Annotated in this window: 16 protein-coding genes; 1 reads left to right on the top strand and 15 read right to left on the bottom strand. The window is 66.4% G+C overall.

Annotated features, from left to right (window positions below):
- The first annotated feature begins 32 nt into the window (after window positions 1-32).
- Window positions 33-941 carry a LysR family transcriptional regulator gene (locus RBJ75_RS08495; protein WP_044405647.1) on the top strand — a complete coding sequence of 303 codons (909 nt, stop codon included), beginning with the start codon at window positions 33-35 and terminating at the stop codon, window positions 939-941.
- A 133-nt stretch (window positions 942-1,074) separates the two neighbouring features.
- On the opposite strand, the gene RBJ75_RS08490 is transcribed toward RBJ75_RS08495, so the two are convergent.
- The 15 genes from RBJ75_RS08490 to RBJ75_RS08420 all read right to left on the bottom strand — a co-directional run bounded on the left by RBJ75_RS08490 (window position 1,075) and on the right by RBJ75_RS08420 (window position 16,246).
- A complete protein-coding gene (locus RBJ75_RS08490) occupies window positions 1,075-1,326 on the bottom strand; it encodes a DUF2274 domain-containing protein (RefSeq protein ID WP_044405648.1) in 252 nt (83 codons plus the stop codon).
- Entirely contained in the window at window positions 1,326-2,549 is a 1,224-nt protein-coding gene (locus RBJ75_RS08485; protein WP_276156540.1) for a TrbI/VirB10 family protein, read from the bottom strand. The genes RBJ75_RS08490 and RBJ75_RS08485 overlap by 1 nt, the downstream gene beginning before the upstream one ends.
- Complete coding sequence (gene trbG, locus RBJ75_RS08480) at window positions 2,546-3,595, bottom strand: P-type conjugative transfer protein TrbG (protein ID WP_044414493.1); 1,050 nt, start codon at window positions 3,593-3,595, stop codon at window positions 2,546-2,548. Before trbG ends, RBJ75_RS08485 begins: the two co-directional genes overlap by 4 nt.
- Window positions 3,592-4,275: a conjugal transfer protein TrbF gene (trbF, locus tag RBJ75_RS08475; RefSeq protein WP_276156541.1), complete on the bottom strand. Its 684-nt coding sequence runs from the start codon at window positions 4,273-4,275 to the stop codon at window positions 3,592-3,594. Before trbF ends, trbG begins: the two co-directional genes overlap by 4 nt.
- Window positions 4,275-5,639: a P-type conjugative transfer protein TrbL gene (trbL, locus tag RBJ75_RS08470; protein WP_276156542.1), complete on the bottom strand. Its 1,365-nt coding sequence runs from the start codon at window positions 5,637-5,639 to the stop codon at window positions 4,275-4,277. Before trbL ends, trbF begins: the two co-directional genes overlap by 1 nt.
- A 4-nt stretch (window positions 5,640-5,643) precedes the next feature.
- On the bottom strand, window positions 5,644-6,033 hold the full coding sequence (gene trbK-alt, locus RBJ75_RS08465; RefSeq protein WP_044416200.1) for a putative entry exclusion protein TrbK-alt: 390 nt from the start codon (window positions 6,031-6,033) through the stop codon (window positions 5,644-5,646).
- A gap of 10 nt (window positions 6,034-6,043) precedes the next feature.
- On the bottom strand, window positions 6,044-6,820 hold the full coding sequence (gene trbJ / locus RBJ75_RS08460) for a P-type conjugative transfer protein TrbJ (protein WP_044416198.1): 777 nt from the start codon (window positions 6,818-6,820) through the stop codon (window positions 6,044-6,046).
- Entirely contained in the window at window positions 6,817-9,273 is a 2,457-nt protein-coding gene (gene trbE / locus RBJ75_RS08455; RefSeq protein WP_276156543.1) for a conjugal transfer protein TrbE, read from the bottom strand. The genes trbJ and trbE overlap by 4 nt, the downstream gene beginning before the upstream one ends.
- A gap of 12 nt (window positions 9,274-9,285) precedes the next feature.
- Window positions 9,286-9,567: a VirB3 family type IV secretion system protein gene (locus tag RBJ75_RS08450; RefSeq protein ID WP_044415520.1), complete on the bottom strand. Its 282-nt coding sequence runs from the start codon at window positions 9,565-9,567 to the stop codon at window positions 9,286-9,288.
- Window positions 9,567-9,899 (bottom strand): TrbC/VirB2 family protein, encoded by a 333-nt coding sequence (locus tag RBJ75_RS08445; protein WP_276156544.1) that lies wholly within the window; start codon window positions 9,897-9,899, stop codon window positions 9,567-9,569. The genes RBJ75_RS08450 and RBJ75_RS08445 overlap by 1 nt, the downstream gene beginning before the upstream one ends.
- Window positions 9,896-10,879 (bottom strand): P-type conjugative transfer ATPase TrbB, encoded by a 984-nt coding sequence (gene trbB / locus RBJ75_RS08440; protein WP_276156545.1) that lies wholly within the window; start codon window positions 10,877-10,879, stop codon window positions 9,896-9,898. The genes RBJ75_RS08445 and trbB overlap by 4 nt, the downstream gene beginning before the upstream one ends.
- 169 nt (window positions 10,880-11,048) lie before the next feature.
- Window positions 11,049-11,480 (bottom strand): hypothetical protein, encoded by a 432-nt coding sequence (locus tag RBJ75_RS08435; protein WP_044418698.1) that lies wholly within the window; start codon window positions 11,478-11,480, stop codon window positions 11,049-11,051.
- A 9-nt stretch (window positions 11,481-11,489) separates the two neighbouring features.
- Window positions 11,490-13,478: a conjugal transfer protein TraG gene (locus RBJ75_RS08430; RefSeq protein WP_044418699.1), complete on the bottom strand. Its 1,989-nt coding sequence runs from the start codon at window positions 13,476-13,478 to the stop codon at window positions 11,490-11,492.
- Between the two features lie 25 nt (window positions 13,479-13,503).
- Window positions 13,504-15,240 (bottom strand): relaxase/mobilization nuclease domain-containing protein, encoded by a 1,737-nt coding sequence (locus RBJ75_RS08425; RefSeq protein WP_276156546.1) that lies wholly within the window; start codon window positions 15,238-15,240, stop codon window positions 13,504-13,506.
- A gap of 244 nt (window positions 15,241-15,484) precedes the next feature.
- Window positions 15,485-16,246, bottom strand: a complete 762-nt coding sequence (locus RBJ75_RS08420) for a lytic transglycosylase domain-containing protein (protein ID WP_044418108.1) — start codon at window positions 16,244-16,246, stop codon at window positions 15,485-15,487.

Genomic DNA, 16,246 nt, shown 5'->3' with positions numbered 1-16,246 from the left:
TCGTGTCAGCCGCTGACCGCGCCAGAAGAGGGATGGCGGATCGTGTGTTTGATCTGCGCTATCTCCACTATGCGCTGCTGGCTGCCGAGCAAGGTAGCTTTCGCAGAGCAGCGGCGTTGCTGGGGATTCATCAGACTCAGGTGGGGCGAAGAATTCGCGCGCTGGAGGACGGTCTCGGCGCAGACATTTTTGAGCGGAGCCGCAAAGGCTGCCGGCTAACGGCGGCAGGGGAGACGTTTCTGAGAACGGCCAGTGTGGGCATGGATCACGTAGCGCGAGCGGCGCAGTCAGTTGCCGCAATTGCGAATAATCAGGGCGGCAGCCTCGATGTTGCTATGATGGCTACACTTTCGTCGCAGCTCGCACAGGATCTCTTTAGAGGGTATTTGGAGCGCTACCAAAAGACCAACCTACGAGTTCATCGAGGTGTCGGCAGCGAGTATATTCCCCGGCTGGTCGACGGTCGCCTCGATGTAGCGATCGTAGTTGGCGAGCCGACAATAGCCGGGATAGCGACATTGCGGCTTTGGGAGGAGCACCTGATGCTGGCGATGCCGACCACCCATGCATTGGCAGAGAAGCAGGCGGTCGGTTGGGAGGATCTTGTGAATGAGACCTTCATTTTGACCGCGACAGGGGCCGGGCCCGAAGTGCTTGCCTATCTGCAACGCCGCTCTGCCGAGATCGGCTCTCGTTTGAACGTCGTGACGCATGAAGTGAACCGGGAGGATTTGGTTCACTTGGTAACCATGGGTTTTGGCGTCACCTTGTTAGGGGAGTCGACCGTTGATGCGCTTGTACCTGGCGCTGTGGTCCGTCCGCTGCGAGATCCGGTCGAAAAAATCCCCACAAGCGCGATGTGGGCCAGGCACAACGTCAATCCCGCGTTGAAGAAATTCCTTCGGCTTGCCTCAAATCGGGCCAGCCGGAGCAAGGGATGAGGTCGTCTTGATCTGATCGAACGACGCGAAGCTTGTCGTCCATGCTTGGGGCGTCGATGGTGTCAGGCCAAGGGCAATGCGGCGCTTGAGCAAGCCCGCCGCTCGTCATAGGCCGGCGAACAGCGCATCTGCACTATTCGGCCCGAACTAATTTCTCCTGGGGCCGACGATTCATCTGGCGAGCTTTGGCAAACGCGCGGTCAGTTGCCATGAAGCGTTCGATCATCAGCGGTATGAGAAGCGTCGCATCACCTATAGCCTGACCGGTTTCGTGCCCTAGAACCTCGGCGTACTCTACAAGGCCGCGGTGAACTTGAGCCGGCAGTTCCAGCGACACTTTGACGGGCTTACTGTCCGGTAGTCCGGTGAGTTTCAACTTGGCCATTAGCTGCTCCCATAGGGTTCGAGTACCAGATCGCGAGTGACGATCACGCGCACGGGGAATCCGGGGCGGATCGTCAGAGTCGGCGCGACATTGAGCTGGCGGCGCACAATCTGCTGGCCAGCGTCGTTTATCGTGTCCTGCCCGCCGTTGCGGATCGCGCTGATAAGTCGGTCGTCGTCGTTTGTGGCCAGTTCCGCGCCGACGCTGAGGAGCGTCGAGAGGCCTGCCGCCTTCGCCAGATCCCACCAGTGATAGTCGACGCCGTCCTGCAGGCCGGCGTAACCTTCGGCGTCAGTACCAGGCTGGCGCTCGAGAACGATCGACCGACCGTTCGGAAAGATCAGCCGGTTCCAGACAAGCAGCACTCGGCTTTGCCCGAACTGCACGTCGTTGTCGTACTGGCCAATGACCCGTGTGCCCTGCGGCACGAGGAGAATGCGGCCGGTCGGGCTGTCGTAGATATTCTCGGTGACCTGCGCGGTGATCTGGCCCGGCAAGTCGGACCGGATGCCGGTGATCAGTGCGGCAGAGATTACGGCTCCCGCTTGAAGAATGTTGGGGGACGCTGGTGCTGCGACCCGGTCAGCAGACACTGTGCGCCGGTCCGGTGCGGCGTTGAGGAAGGCGTTTTGACGATCCTGTGCAGATGGCGTCGCCGGCGGCGGCGCCAGGCCAAGGCTCGCGAGGTCGGGCGCCGGTGGCGGAGCGATACTGGGTGCCGCTGAGGATGCTCCGGCGCGCGTCTCAGTGCCGGAAAACAGCCTGCTGGTGCGAGCGGTCTCGATTTCCTGAAGGCGTCGCTGCTCCTCCGGGCTGATCCCGGGATTGGGCGTCGCGATGCCGGGCGCAGGCACTGGCTGGCCACGTTCCTGGGCACCGACGATAGGGCGGCCGAGGTCCCCAGGCAGCGGCGGTCCCAAGCGTGGAACGCCGCTATAGTCGCGTGGCAGGCCGGCGAGGCCGTCGGCGGTCGACCGGTTCTCGGTCGAATAGAGTTCCTCGTTGGGCCGACCGACGTCGCGGGTCTGGAGCGCATAGATCAGCGCGCCGCCAAGTCCGACGCTGGTAGCGAGACCGAGGCCAGCGAGAACCTTCCGGGACAGTCGCGTCACCCGAGGCGGCTCGGCACGCAGCCGCATCGGCGCGGGGCTTGCCGGCTCGCCGGTCAAGGGCGTTGCATCGTCCTCGGGCAGTTCCTCATTTCGGGGCTCGTTCTCGCTCACGACGCCGACCTCCCGTCGGTGCGGGTGATGCGGACGCGCTTCTGACGATCTCCCGAACCAAAGCGCAACTCGGCGGCGGCGAACAGGCGGTCGACGATCATGTGGTGGCCGCGAACCCGGTAGTTCACCAGCTCGGACGTGTTGCCCTCGGGACCGACAACGAAGAGCGGCGGCATCTCGCCCTGACCAATGCCGCGAGGGAATTCGATGAAGACCTGCCGGCCATCGTCGAAGGCGCGCAGTGGCCGCCAAGGCGCTCGATCGCCCTCGATCGCATAACGGAAGTTGACGTTGGCGAGATCGACACCGCTCGCAACCGGCTGGGCGGCCTGCGCCTCGGCGTTCTGACGGCGCAGCGCGATGAGCTGGTCCTGTGGATACTGCCATGAGACGGACGCCATATAGGTCCGCTCGGTCGAGCGAAGCTCCATGTGATAGGTGCGTATGTTGGTGTTGATGACGAGGTTCGTCATCAGGTCGGCCCGCGTGGGCTTCACGAGGATGTGGATTTGGCGGGTCGCGCCTGAACCACTCTCGGTATCGCCGATGATCCAGCGCACGGTGTCGCCGGCTGCGACAGGCCCTGAGCCGACGAGCTGCTCACCGGGCTGCAACGCGATGTCGGTGATCTGCCCTACGGCGGTGTAGACCTGATAGAGCGCGCCCTGCGTGAAGGGATAGACTTGCATCGAGTTGATGAAGCCATCCCGCACCGGCTGGATACGCGCAGCGGCATTGGCCTGGTTGACCCTGGCGGTGGGATCGGTGGGCTCTGGCGCGCGGCGCGTCTCCGGCACGCGCTGCAACTGGCCAGGCAGCGGTAGCGGCCGGGGCAGTTCGACCACGGTCACCGGCGCTGGCGGGTCGACCGTCTGCACCGCCGGAGCGGCGTTGTCGTAGGAGATCTCCGGGGGTGGAGTGGTGGTGGCGCAGCCGGCGAGCGCGGTTGTCGCCAGCAGGGCCATGGGGAAAGCGGATCTACGGAGAGCCGGAAATACGAGTGTGTGCGAAGCCGGGTTTCCGGCTTTACGGAAATACGGCTTCATTGCCCAAGCTCCCGTGACCAGTTGATGGCGTTGACGTAGATGCCGAGCGGGTTCGCCCTGAGCCGGTCGGCGTTGCGCGGGGTCTGCAGCACGATCGTCAGGATCGCGGTCCAGCGGGTGGTTTCGGCAAGCTGGCCGTTCTCGTATCGGCGCTCGACCCAGGCGACGCGGAAGCTGTCGGGAGAAGCCCGGATGACGCTGGAGACATCAATGGCGATCTGCTGGCGACCGACCTTCGCAAAAGGATCATTCGCTCGGGCGTAGTCATTCAGCGCCATGGCCCCCCGATCGGTCGTGAAGTCATAGGCGCGAAGCCAATTCTGGCGAACGATGATGGCGTCGGCCGGAATCGAGCGAACCTGCTCGATAAAACGCGCGAGGTGGAAGGCGATTTGCGGATCGGTCGGCCGGTAGTCGGCGACGGCAGGCGCGACGGCCTGGGCTTGGCCGAGCCGATCGACCTGCACCACCCATGGCACGATCGTGCCCCGCGCCGATTGCACGACGAGCGCGGTAGCAAAGCCAGCGGACAGGATCAGCGAGCCGAACGCCATCAGTCGCCAATTCTTGGCCTGCACGCGCGAGGTGCCGATGCGTTCATCCCAGACCTGGGCGGCGCGCTGATAGGGCGTCTCGGGCTCGGGGGCTTTGCCGTAGTGGGTGGTTGGTCGTTTGAACATCAGCGATCGCCTTCGGAAAGATTGACGGAAGAGCCGCCGCCATGGGCGTCGCCTGAGCGGACGGCATGGGCCGTGGCCTGGACGGCATGGGTCATGTGCTGCGAGCGCCGCATCCGCTGCGCCCAGGCCGGCGGACCGCCGGCGTTTGCGGAACCGGCGGCAGCGGCGCTGTCACCGGCAGCGTCACCGCCGATCGAGCCCGCGGTGGACGTGCCACCCGTCACCTCGAAGGCGGCCTTGCCGCCAGCGTTAAAGCTGGAACGCATGCTTTCGGCGGCACGCGAAGCGGCGCGTCGCAGTGGTGAGACGGCGGCGCTACCGCCGGCACGGGCAACGCCCCCGAGCCCGGAAGCGACTCCGGCCGCGCCGGATTGACCGGCAGCGCCGAGGCTGTAGGCGGTGGATGCACCGCCAGCTATTGCCGCGCCGCCACGGGCGGCTGCGGCAGCGCCACCGGCCAGCGCGGCGCCACCCGACGCTGCGGCGCCAACGGCGCCAGCGCCGAGCGCGACCATGCCGCCTGCGGCCAGGCCCGTGCCGACCGCTGCGCCGGCGCTGAGTTGCGGGCCGCCGGAGACGAGGCCGCTCGCGATGCCCGGACCGAAGATGCCGAGGCCGAGCAGCGACAGCGCGGCGAGCACGATCGCCATCGCTTCGTCGATGGTGGGGGTTGCGCCGCCGAAGCCGGACGTGAACTCGGAGAAGAGGGTCGAGCCGATGCCGATGATGACGGCCAGCACCAGGACCTTGATGCCGGAGGAGATGACGTTGCCGAGCACGCGCTCGGCCATGAAGGCCGACTTGCCGAACAGGCCGAACGGGATCAGCACGAAGCCCGCCAGCGTCGTCAGCTTGAACTCGATAAGTGTGACGAAGAGCTGGATGGCGAGAATGAAGAAGGCCAGCAGCACCAGCGCCCAGGCGAGGAACATGCAGGCGATTTGGATGAAATTCTCGAAGAACGACCAATAGCCCATCAGGCTGGAAATCGAGTCGAGCAGCGGCCGTCCGGCGTCGAGCCCGGTCTGCGCGACCTTGCCGGGACGCATGAGGTCTGCGGTCGAGAAGCTGGTGCCGCTGGCCTTTAGGCCGAGGCCGGCGAAGCTTTCGAAGACGATCCGGGCGAGGTTGTTCCAGTTGCCGATGATGTAGGCGAAGACGCCGACGAACAGGGTCTTCTTGACCAGCCGCGTCATGATGTCGTCGTCGGCGCCCCAGCTCCAGAACAGCGCCGCAAGCGTTACATCGATGACGATCAGCGTTGTGGCGATGAAGGCGACCTCGCCGCTGAGCAGACCGAAACCGCTGTCGATGTAGCGAGTGAAGACCTCGAGGAAGTGGTCGATGACGCCGGTGCCGCCCATAATGCTATCTCGCCTCGTCTAGCTGCGGCGGCGCGATCAGCGGGGCGGGCTCCAAGGCCGGCTGATCGGTGCTGCCCGGTTGGCGCGTGGTGTCGTTTCGCGGCGCTGGGGGCATATCCGGCAGTCGCTCGGCAGGTCGCGCGCCGGGCGCGAGGAAGCGGTTGCGGTTTTCGGCCCAGGCCCGCAGGCAGGCCGAATCGCGGGGACCCGCTTCGCCGAGCGCCTGGCAGCGGATCAGTTCGTCCCGCAACGGGTCAGCCGCAGTCACGGCCCCGCGGCCCGACGGCCACGCCTCGGGCGCTTCCTCCTTCCGGCTCATCTCGATGGCGGTCGCAGTGATCGCGACCGCAACGAACACGACGGCGCCTAGCCGGGCGAGCATCTTGCCGTCCATGGCCGCGCCCTCAGTTGCCGTTCGGGAACATGCGGGCATTGCCCGGCTGGTAGCCGCTGCCCGGCGTCAGGAAGCGACGGCGCTGCTCGCGACCTTGCTCGGCCGCGGCCGCGCGTTCGGCCTCGGTCAGACTCTGCGCGCGACCGTTTGCGGCGACGACAGCGGTGAGATCGGCGAGTTGCTGCGCTTGCAGCGCAAGAAGCTGATTGCCGGCCTGTGTTGCCTGCAGCGCGCCGGTGGCGCCCTGGCTCTGGCCGACCAGCGCCGACATCTCGCTGCGGTTCGTGTCGATATTGCCGACCACGCCCGCCTGGACGCGCATCGCGTCCTGCAGGCCGCCGACGGTATTCTGCCAGCGCTCGCGCGCGCCGGCGACGAGCTGCTGGTCCGAGGCGGACATCGAGGCGCTACCGTATGTGGTGCGGAACGCCTGGTCGATATTCTGCACATTATAAGCGATGCGCTGTGCTTCGCCCAAAAGCTGTTGAGTCCGCTGGACGGATTGCTGGAGCTGCTGGAGAGAGGAAAACGGGAGGCTCGCAAGGTTGCGCGCCTGATTGATCAGACCGGTCGCCTCGTTCTGAAGCGACGTAATTTGATTGTTGATCTGCTGAAGCGCCCTCGTGGCGGTCAGGAGGTTCTGAGCGTAGTTGGTGGGGTCGTACACGATCCCGCCAAACTGTGCGTGGGCAGGCGCGGCCATGAACGGGATCGCGGCGGCAGAGGCCGTAAGCAGCGCGGCGGTCATACGCAACGCGCGCGAGCGGGAACGAACGGAACGGGTCATGGGCGTGCCTCCGAATCGGTTTGAGGTGTGACGTTGGTGAGGTCGGCGATGAGGTCGGCGGCCCAGCCGAGCCGGTTCTCGCCGAGCCACGCGGCGAGGAAGCCGTCGGTGCCGCTGCGGGCGTGAACCTCGGCGATCAGTGCCTGGTGCTGCTTCGATGAGGCGGCGCAGAGCGCCAGCGCCACGTCGGACAGGCCCAGCTCGAACAGCCGGTTGCCGCGCCGCGATTGGCAGTAATAGTCGCGCTTGGGCATCGCCCGGGCGAGGATCTCGATCTGGCGGTCGTTCAGACCGAAGCGGCGATAGACGGCTGTGATCTGCGGCTCGATCGCGCGTTCGTTCGGCAGCAGGATGCGGGTCTGGCAACTCTCGATGATGGCAGGCGCGATCGCCGAGCCGTCAATGTCGGAGAGTGACTGGGTGGCGAAGATGACGCTGGCGTTCTTCTTGCGCAGCGTTTTCAGCCATTCGCGGAGCTGGCCGGCGAAGCCCTCGTCGTCCAGCGCCAGCCAACCTTCATCGACGATCAGCAGCGTCGGGCGACCGTCGAGGCGGTCCTCGATGCGATGGAAAAGATAGGCGAGCACGGCGGCGGCGGCGCCGGTGCCGATCAGTCCTTCGGTCTCGAAGACCTGAACATGGGCTTCGCCTAGATGTTCGGCCTCGGCGTCGAGCAACCGGCCGTAGGGGCCGCCGACACAGTAAGGTCGCAACGCCTGTTTCAGATCGTTGGACTGAAGCAGGACGGACAGACCCGTCAACGTGCGCTCCGCGACCGGCGCCGACGCCAGCGACGACAGTGCCGACCAGAGGTGCTCCTTGACCTCGGGCGTCACCGATACGCTTTCGCGCCCCAGGATCGCGACCAGCCAGTCGGAGGCCCAGGCCCGCTCGGCGACATCGTTAATGCGGGCCAACGGCTGAAGCGAGACACTGTCATCCGCGCCTTCGGTGAGGCCGCCGCCGAGATCGTGCCAGTCGCCCCGCATAGCGAGCGCGGCGGCGCGGATTGATCCGCCAAAGTCGAAGGCGAAGACCTGGGATTGCGGATAGCGCCGGAATTGCAGCGCCATCAGCGCCAGCAGGACCGATTTGCCAGCGCCGGTCGGGCCGACGATCAGCGTGTGACCGACGTCGCCGACATGGATGGAAAGCCGGAACGGGGTCGAGCCCTCCGTTCTGCCGTAAAGTAGTGGGGGTGCATCGAAGTGCTCGTCCCGTTCCGGTCCCGCCCACACCGCCGACAGTGGGATCATGTGGGCGAGATTCAATGTGCTGATGGGAGGCTGGCGAACGTTGGCGTAGACGTGGCCGGGCAGCGTGCCGAGCCAGGCGTCGACGGCGTTGATCGTCTCGGGCATCGCGGTGAAGTCGCGGCCCTGAATCACCTTCTCGACAAACCGCAGCTTCTCGGCGGCGATGCGCGGATCGTCGTCCCAGACAGTGATCGTCGCCGTCACATAGGCCTGGCCGGCATAGTCGGCGCCCAGCTCCTGCAGGGCCATATCGGCGTCGGCCGCTTTGTTGGCCGCATCGGTATCGACCAGGGCGGAGGCTTCGTTGGTCATCACCTCCTTGAGGATGGCGGCGATCGACTTGCGCTTGGCGAACCACTGCCGCCGGATCTTGGTCAGCAGCTTGGTGGCGTCTGTTTTGTCGAGCAGGATCGCCCGGGTCGACCAGCGATACGGAAAGGCGAGCCGATTCAGCTCGTCGAGGATGCCGGGCGTCGTCGCGGTGGGGAAACCGACGATGGTGAGGATGCGAACATGGGCGTCTCCAAGCCGGGGCTCCAGGCCGCCGGTAAGCGGCTGATCGGCGAGCAGCGCGTCGAGATACATCGGCGTCTCGGGCACGCGGACGCGATGACGTTTCGTCGAGACGGTCGAATGGAGATAGGTCAGCGTCTCGGGGTCATCGAGCCAGGCGCAGTCGGGCATGAAGGCGTCGATCAGGTTGAGGATACGATCGGTGCGATCGACGAAGCTGCGGAGCACTTCCCGCGCGTCGACGCCGGCGTGGTCCCGGCCCTCGTAGAGCCAGGTCTCGGCACGGGCGGCATCCTCGGCCGGCGGCAGATAGAGGAAGGTAAGGAAGTAGCTGGACTCGAAATGCGCGCCGGCCTCTTCGAAGTCGGCCTTGCGTTCGACGTCGACGAGCGCGGAGGCGCTGTCGGCGAACATGCTGGCGGGATAAGTCGCGGCGCCGTGGCGCTGCGCCTCGACGAAAATGGCCCAGCCCGAACCGAGGCGGCGAAATGCGTTGTTGAGCCGGCCGGCGACGGCGACCAGCTCGGCCGGGACGGCGCTGTCGAGATCGGGGCCGCGAAAACGCGCGGTGCGTTGCAGGCTACCGTCCTTGTTGAGCACCACGCCTTCGCCGACCAGGGCGGCCCAAGGCAGGAAGTCCGCGAGGCGGGCGTTGCGGTTGCGATATTCGGCAAGGTTCATCATCGGCGTCGCCCCTCAGACCGACAGGTGACCGGGAATGCGCAGATGCTTGCGCACGACATCGACGAACTGCGGATCGCGCTTGGCCGCCCAGACGGCCGCGAAATGGCCCACCGCCCACAGCGCCAAGCCGACGAGCCAGAGGCGAAGACCGAGACCGAGCGCGGCGGCCAGCGTACCGTTGAGGATGGCGAGCGAGCGCGGGGCGCCGCCGAGCAGGATGTGCTCGGTCAGCGCCCGATGAACCGGGACGGAAAAGCCCGGCACCTCGCCGCGATGGTCCGCGCCATCCGCCATCAGACAAGCGCTCCGCCGCCGAACGAGAAGAACGACAGGAAGAAGCTCGACGCGGCGAACGCGATCGACAGGCCGAAGACGATCTGGATGAGCTTGCGCGCCCCGCCCGACGTATCGCCGAAGGCGAGCGTCAGGCCGGTGATGATGATAATCATCACGGCGATGATCTTGGCGACCGGCCCCTCGATCGATTCGAGGATCGACTGGAGCGGGGCTTCCCAGGGCATCGAAGAACCCGACGCGTGGGCGGCCGGCGCCAGAGCCAACGAGACGAATGTGACGGATACCGCTGTCGCGATATGGCGGTGGATGCGCAGGGCGTGCTGGATCATGACAGGTCTCCTGTGGGGGGCTGGGTTGCGAGGGTGACGCGGTAGTCGCCGTCGGGGCCGAGACCCTCGATGCGGGCGAGTTCGGCGAGGCGGCGCGATGCGCCACGGCCGGAGAGCACGGCGACCAGATCGATCGTTTCGGCGATGAGGGCGCGCGGGACGGTGACGACGGCTTCCTGGATGAGCTGCTCCATCCGGCGCAGCGCGCCGATGGCGGTGCCCGCGTGGATCGTGCCGACGCCGCCGGGATGGCCCGTGCCCCAGGCCTTCAGGAGGTCGAGCGCCTCAGCTCCGCGCACTTCGCCAATCGGTATGCGATCGGGACGAAGGCGGAGCGAGGAGCGGACAAGGTCGGAGAGCGAAGCGACGCCGTCCTTCGTTCGCATGGCGACTAGGTTCGGCGCGGCGCATTGCAGCTCGCGCGTGTCTTCGATCAGGACGACGCGGTCCGAGGTTTTCGAGACCTCGGCGAGCAACGCATTCGTGAGCGTGGTCTTGCCGGTCGAGGTGCCGCCTGCAACGAGGATGTTTCGACGATCGGCGACAGCCTGGCGCAGCGTCTCGGCTTGGCCTGCGGCCATGATGCTGGCGGCAACGTAGTCGTCGAGCGTGAACACCGCGACCGCGGGCTTGCGGATCGCGAACGCCGGCGCGGACACGACGGGCGGCAACAGCCCCTCGAACCGCTCCCCCGTTTCCGGCAGCTCGGCCGAGACGCGCGGGGCACCGGGATGAACCTCGGCGCCGACATGATGCGCGACCAGGCGAATGATGCGCTCGCCATCGGCCGGCGAGAGGCGTTCACCGGTGTCAGAGAGGCCCTCCGAGAGCCGGTCGACCCAGAGCCGCCCATCGGGGTTGAGCATCACCTCGACGATCGCGGGATCTTCCAGAAAGGTGGCGATCGCCGGCCCCAGGGCCGTGCGCAGCATCCGCGCACCGCGAAGGATCGCCTCCGATTTCTGGTGAGTGGCCGCCACGTCGTCCCCGTTCTCTTGCGGGACCGCGACAGGCGGCCCTGGATCGGGGATGAGTAGAAGAGGCAGAAATCATGGCCTGACAACAACCATCATGTGGCCGTCGTACTGTGGCGTACAAAGACAGGGAAACGGCGGAATGCCCGAATACTTGTGATGCGGAGATCAGTGATTATTCCGCGTCGCGCGCGGGGATGTCTTCCGCAATTTCCTGCCTGAGCTTCGGTCCCTGCGCGAGTCGTCGGCCAAGGGCCGTGACGAAAGCTTCGTAGCGCTCGGCGGCCTTCGCACGCGCCGCGATCTGCGCCGGCTCTGGCAGTGGCGGGTTGGACGTCAGCCAGAAGCGGATAAACACGGCGAGCGTCTCGACCGATATGCCAAGATCGCGCTCCATCCGCGCCATGCGACGATCGAGCTGGTCGAGCCGCTTGGCGGTGGCCGCCTCTTGCCGTTCCGCGGCATCAGGCGACAGGAAGGAGGCGATGCCGGCTTCCGCGACCAGCGACAGGGACAGGTCTCGCCGCGCGGCGTGAGCGGCGAGCGCCTTCATCACATCGGGATCGAGATAGACCGACAGCCGCTGCTTCTTGGGAGGTTTCGTCACGGCCGGCCCCTACAATTCGATCCCGTCACCCGGGTCGAGCGAGGCCTGACGGGCAACCTGGCGCATGGTCTGGTTCATGCGGCCGAGGCGCGCGGCATCCTCCTCCACGTCATCGCGAGGATCGATTTCGAACTCGTTTTCGATGATATCCTTGCGCTCGACGGTCTTCGTTCGGCTCAGTTCCGGCTGGCGACGGCGCTCGGATTCTGTCGGATCATCGTCCGCTGCCTCCTCCTGCGCACCGATCGGCGCGTAGAGATCCGGCGTCGTCGGCAGCGCCAGGTTACTCCAGTCGTCGGCCTGACCTGTTCGCGGCTTTGTCAGAGTCGGCGGGGTCAGGATGCGCTCCTGAAGCCGCCGATCCTCGTAGTATCGGGCCTTCTTCGCCCGGATCGGCGGGATGCCCGCGACCATGACGATCTCATCCGATGGGGGAAGCTGCATGATCTCGCCCGGCGTCAGAAGCTGCCGGGCAGTCTCGGAGCGCGAGACCATCAGATGCCCCAACCACGGCGACAGCCGGTGCCCGGCATAGTTCTTCATCGCCTTCATCTCGGTGGCTGTGCCGAGTGCGTCCGATACCCGCTTGGCGGTGCGTTCGTCGTTGGTGGCAAAGCTCACGCGAACATGGCAGTTGTCGAGAATCGAGTTGTTCGGCCCATAGGCCTTCTCGATCTGGTTCAGCGACTGGGCGATGAGGAAGGCCTTCAGGCCGTAACCCGCCATGAACGCCAGCGCGCTTTCGAAGAAGTCGAGGCGGCCGAGCGCGGGAAATTCGTCGAGCATGAGCAGCAGCCGATGGCGGTTGCCCTTCGCCTGGAGGTCCTCGGTCAAGCGGCGGCCGACCTGATTGAGGATCAGGCGGATGAGCGGCTTGGTGCGGTTGATGTCCGACGGCGGCACCACGAGGTAGAGCGTGGTCGGGTGCTTGCTGCCGACAATGTCCACGATGCGCCAATCGCAGCGCCGGGTGACCTCGGCGACGACCGGGTCTCGATAGAGTCCGAGGAACGACATCGCCGTCGACAGCACGCCGGACCGCTCGTTGTCGGATTTGTTGAGGAGTTCGCGGGCGGCGCTGGCGATCACCGGGTGCGGGCCGGCCTCGCCGAGGTGGGCCGTCTTCATCATCGCCGCGAGGGTCGACTCGATCGGCCGTTTCGGATCGGAGAGGAAGGCGGCGACGCCGGCCAAGGTCTTGTCGGCCTCGGCATAGAGGACGTGCAGGATCGCGCCAACCAAGAGCGCGTGCGACGTCTTCTCCCAGTGATTTCGCTTCTCGAGCGATCCTTCCGGGTCGACGAGAATGTCGGCGATGTTCTGCACGTCGCGGACTTCCCACTCGCCGCGCCGCACCTCGAGCAGCGGGTTGTAGGCCGCCGACTTCGCATTCGTCGGATCGAACAGCAGCACGCGGCCGTGGCGGGATCGAAAGCCTGCCGTCAGCGTCCAGTTCTCCCCCTTGATGTCGTGGACGATGGCGGAGCCCGGCCAGGTCAGCAGCGACGGCACGACGAGGCCGACGCCCTTGCCGGATCGCGTCGGAGCGAAGCACAGCACATGCTCGGGGCCATCGTGGCGGAGATAGTCTTTCTCGTGCTTGCCGAGCACGACGCCGTCGGGTCCGAGCAGCCCCGCTGCCTTCACCTCGTCAGGGCGCGCCCAGCGGGCCGAGCCGTAGGTCTCGACATTCTTGGCCTCGCGCGCTCGCCAGACCGACATGCCGATCGCGACCGCGATGGCGATGAAGCCACCAGAGGCGGCGATGTAAGCGCCCTCGACGAAGATCGGCGGGGCATAGGCATCATAGAAGTACCACCACCAGAAGAAGGCCGGGGGATAGTAGATCGGCCAGCCAGCCAGCTCGAACCACGGCTGCCCAAGCTGGGGCTGGAAGCCGAGCCGGTAGGCCGTCCATTGCGTCGCGGCCCAAGTCGTCATCAGCACGATAAGGCAGACGGTGATAAGCTGGCCCCACAGAATCTTGGTCGCCGACATGGCGGTTACTCCTTTCTTGATTGGGCTACATGCCGAGACCGCGTTTGCGGCCGAAGCTCCAGTCGACGCCGGCGCCGCGTGAGACGCCGGAGACGTGCTGGCCAAGCTGGCGTTCGAGGGATGGCGTCCAGGGCACGAGCTGGAAGCCGAGCCCGTCGTCGATCATGGCGAAGCGGCCGGACGCGAGTGCGAAGCGCTGCCGATAGGTCCCTGCCACATACTCGCCTGTCCCGGCCTTGGTGAAAGGCCGGCCGGTCTCCGCCGCGAGCTTCTCGCCGAGGGCCTCCACCTCGCGCTGGCGCAGTGTGTCGATCAGTCCGGGCGAGAAGCTGACGCCGCGCGTCTGCCGTTCGGCGAGCCCTTGGTTGATGAGATGGTCGGCGCGCCGGTCCATCGCCTGACGCACCTCCGCGCCGAAGCCGCCGCCGCCGAGCGCTAGCGGCTCGCGGGCGATCGCCTGCCGGTCGAGCCAGGTCGCGCCGGTGGCGTTGACTTGGGCGGAGATATCGAGATCCGAGCGCACGGCGAGCGCGACCCGCCTGCGTCCCTGCACATCGTCGAATTTCCGTAGTTCGACGATCGAGCCCGGCGCGCTGTCACCGGCCGCGTCGAGATCGGGCAGTTTGATGTGGTGCGTACGGCCGTCGGTCCCGTCGACCACGGCATAGGCCGTGCCCTTCAGCTCGTCATCGAGGCCGCGATCGACCAGCCGGCCGATGACCGGATCGTCGATGCTCTCGCCGGCGAGCACATAGCTCGCGGCGCCGCGCTCGATGCCGCGTTCGGTCAGGCCGCGGTGGATGCGCTTGATGATGTCGCCGCGCTCGCCGAGCGCGCGCAGCGTCTTCTCGGCATTCTCCGATACGACCCACTGGCCGGGGCCGACCTGATCGGCGAGGCCGAGTGTCTCCAGCTTGCGCAGGCGACCGACCTTCAGCGCGTGGAATTCGTCTGGCTGCCGATCGGGATGTGGGGCGAAGTCGGCGACGCCCGTGCGATAGCTGTCGCGGGCAAGCTGCCGATCTAGGTTGGTCCAGCGTTCGGCATCGACCTGCCGTTCCAGATTGCGATGGATCTCGTGATCGGTGCGCGGCCCCAGCTCCTGCGTGACGAGATCCTGCGCGCGGGCGCGCATGCCTTCCTTGATGTAGTCGCGGGAGATAACGAGGTCCTGGCCGTCGTCCGTGCGCCCGCGCAGGATGATGTGGACGTGCGGATTGTCCGTGTTCCAGTGATCGACACCGACCCAATCGAGCTTGGTGCCGAGGTCGTTTTCCATCTGCCCCATCAGGTCGCGGGCGTAGGTCTTGAGGTCGGACATCTCCGTCGCGTCCTCGGGGGAGACGATGAACCGGAAATGATGCCGGTCGTCCTGGGTCCGCTCGGCGAAGGCCTTGGGATCGGCGTCTTCGGTCTCAGGACCGAACAGCCGGGCCTTCTCCCCATCCCGGGTAACGCCCTCGCGCCGGAGATAGCTGAGGTGCGCGCTGAGCGGCGCGGCGCGAGCGCCATGACGGACGACGCGCGTCTTGATGACAACGTTGCGCGATCGGCTGGTGAGCAATCGGTTCGCCTGCACGGTCGCGCGCTGACCGCGGCCGAACCGGGAGCGATTGCCCTTGCTGATCTGGCCGGAGCGCGAGACGCGTCCACCGGCCCGCTGTGCGGCGGCGAGCGCCTGGGCAATGAAGGGCCGCGCCTGCTGCGCACGGGTCGAACGGATGCGGCCGGGCCGGATGCGGAAATCGTCCTCGCCGCTCATGGTCGAGGCCCCGCACATCGCGCAAACGCGCGATAATCCTTGACGAAATGGCGAATGCGCAGGCTGCGCCGATCAGGCGCACCTCGCGCAAATGCGCCATAAGCCTCTGAAAACACACGACCGCACCAAGCCGCACATCGCCGGCTTTTATCTCGCCATCGTGCGGTTGTGCTGTCGTCTCCTCCTCTGCGGACCGCTTTCCGTCCGCCAGAGCACGCCACGGCCCGATCAGGTGCGAACGCGGTCATCGCGGACCACCGGAGACGCTTCTTGCAACGAAAAGGCCTTCGGTGCGTGAAGCCGACGGACCTTGATCGCGCTCCGAGATTGCTGCGGTAGCGTCATCGGACGTACTGTCAGATTGCAGCGGCACGGCAGACTTAATGCCGGACGACTGCACGACGAAGAGCGGCGCGCGGGTCCAGGCGAGCGGATCAGCGGCGGCCACCCTGACGGGGCCGCTGAGGTCACCGCCGCCGACAATCGGCGCGAGCGTCGCGACATAGGCGCGCGTTTCGGCCGGCAGCGCGCGGCCAGCGAGATACTCTTCGTAGCGGCCCGGACCGGCATTGTAGGCCGCCAGAAAGCCGGGCGATCCGTAGCGGTCGTGCATCTCGCGCAGATACGCGGCGCCCGCCAGAATATTGTCGCGTGGGTCGTAGGGATTGCCGCCGAGCCGATGCCGGACGCGCAAGTCGGCCCACGTTGTGGGCATGACCTGCATCAGGCCCATCGCGCCGGCCGAAGAGATGGCGCGTACATCGCCTGCGCTCTCGACGCGCATGACGGCCCGAATCCATGCTTCGGGAACGCCGAACCGCTGCGCCGCCTCGGCGATGTAAGCGCCATAGGGATCGCGGGATGACGGCCGCTCGGCCGGCGCCTGCTGCGCGTGTGCAGGGCCTGCGCCCGGCGCGAGAAGGATCAGGCCGGAAAGGAGAAGGAAGGCTGCGCGCCGGAGGGTGATCCTCCCTCCGGCGGCAGGCAGGCTGCGGGCGATGGGCAT

Origin of the sequence: Rhodopseudomonas sp. BAL398, assembly GCF_033001325.1 — a bacterium.
In the GTDB taxonomy this organism is placed as follows: domain Bacteria; phylum Pseudomonadota; class Alphaproteobacteria; order Rhizobiales; family Xanthobacteraceae; genus JARJEH01.
Note: the sequence above shows the minus strand (reverse complement) of the source record. Positions and strands in the feature narration are given on the sequence as shown.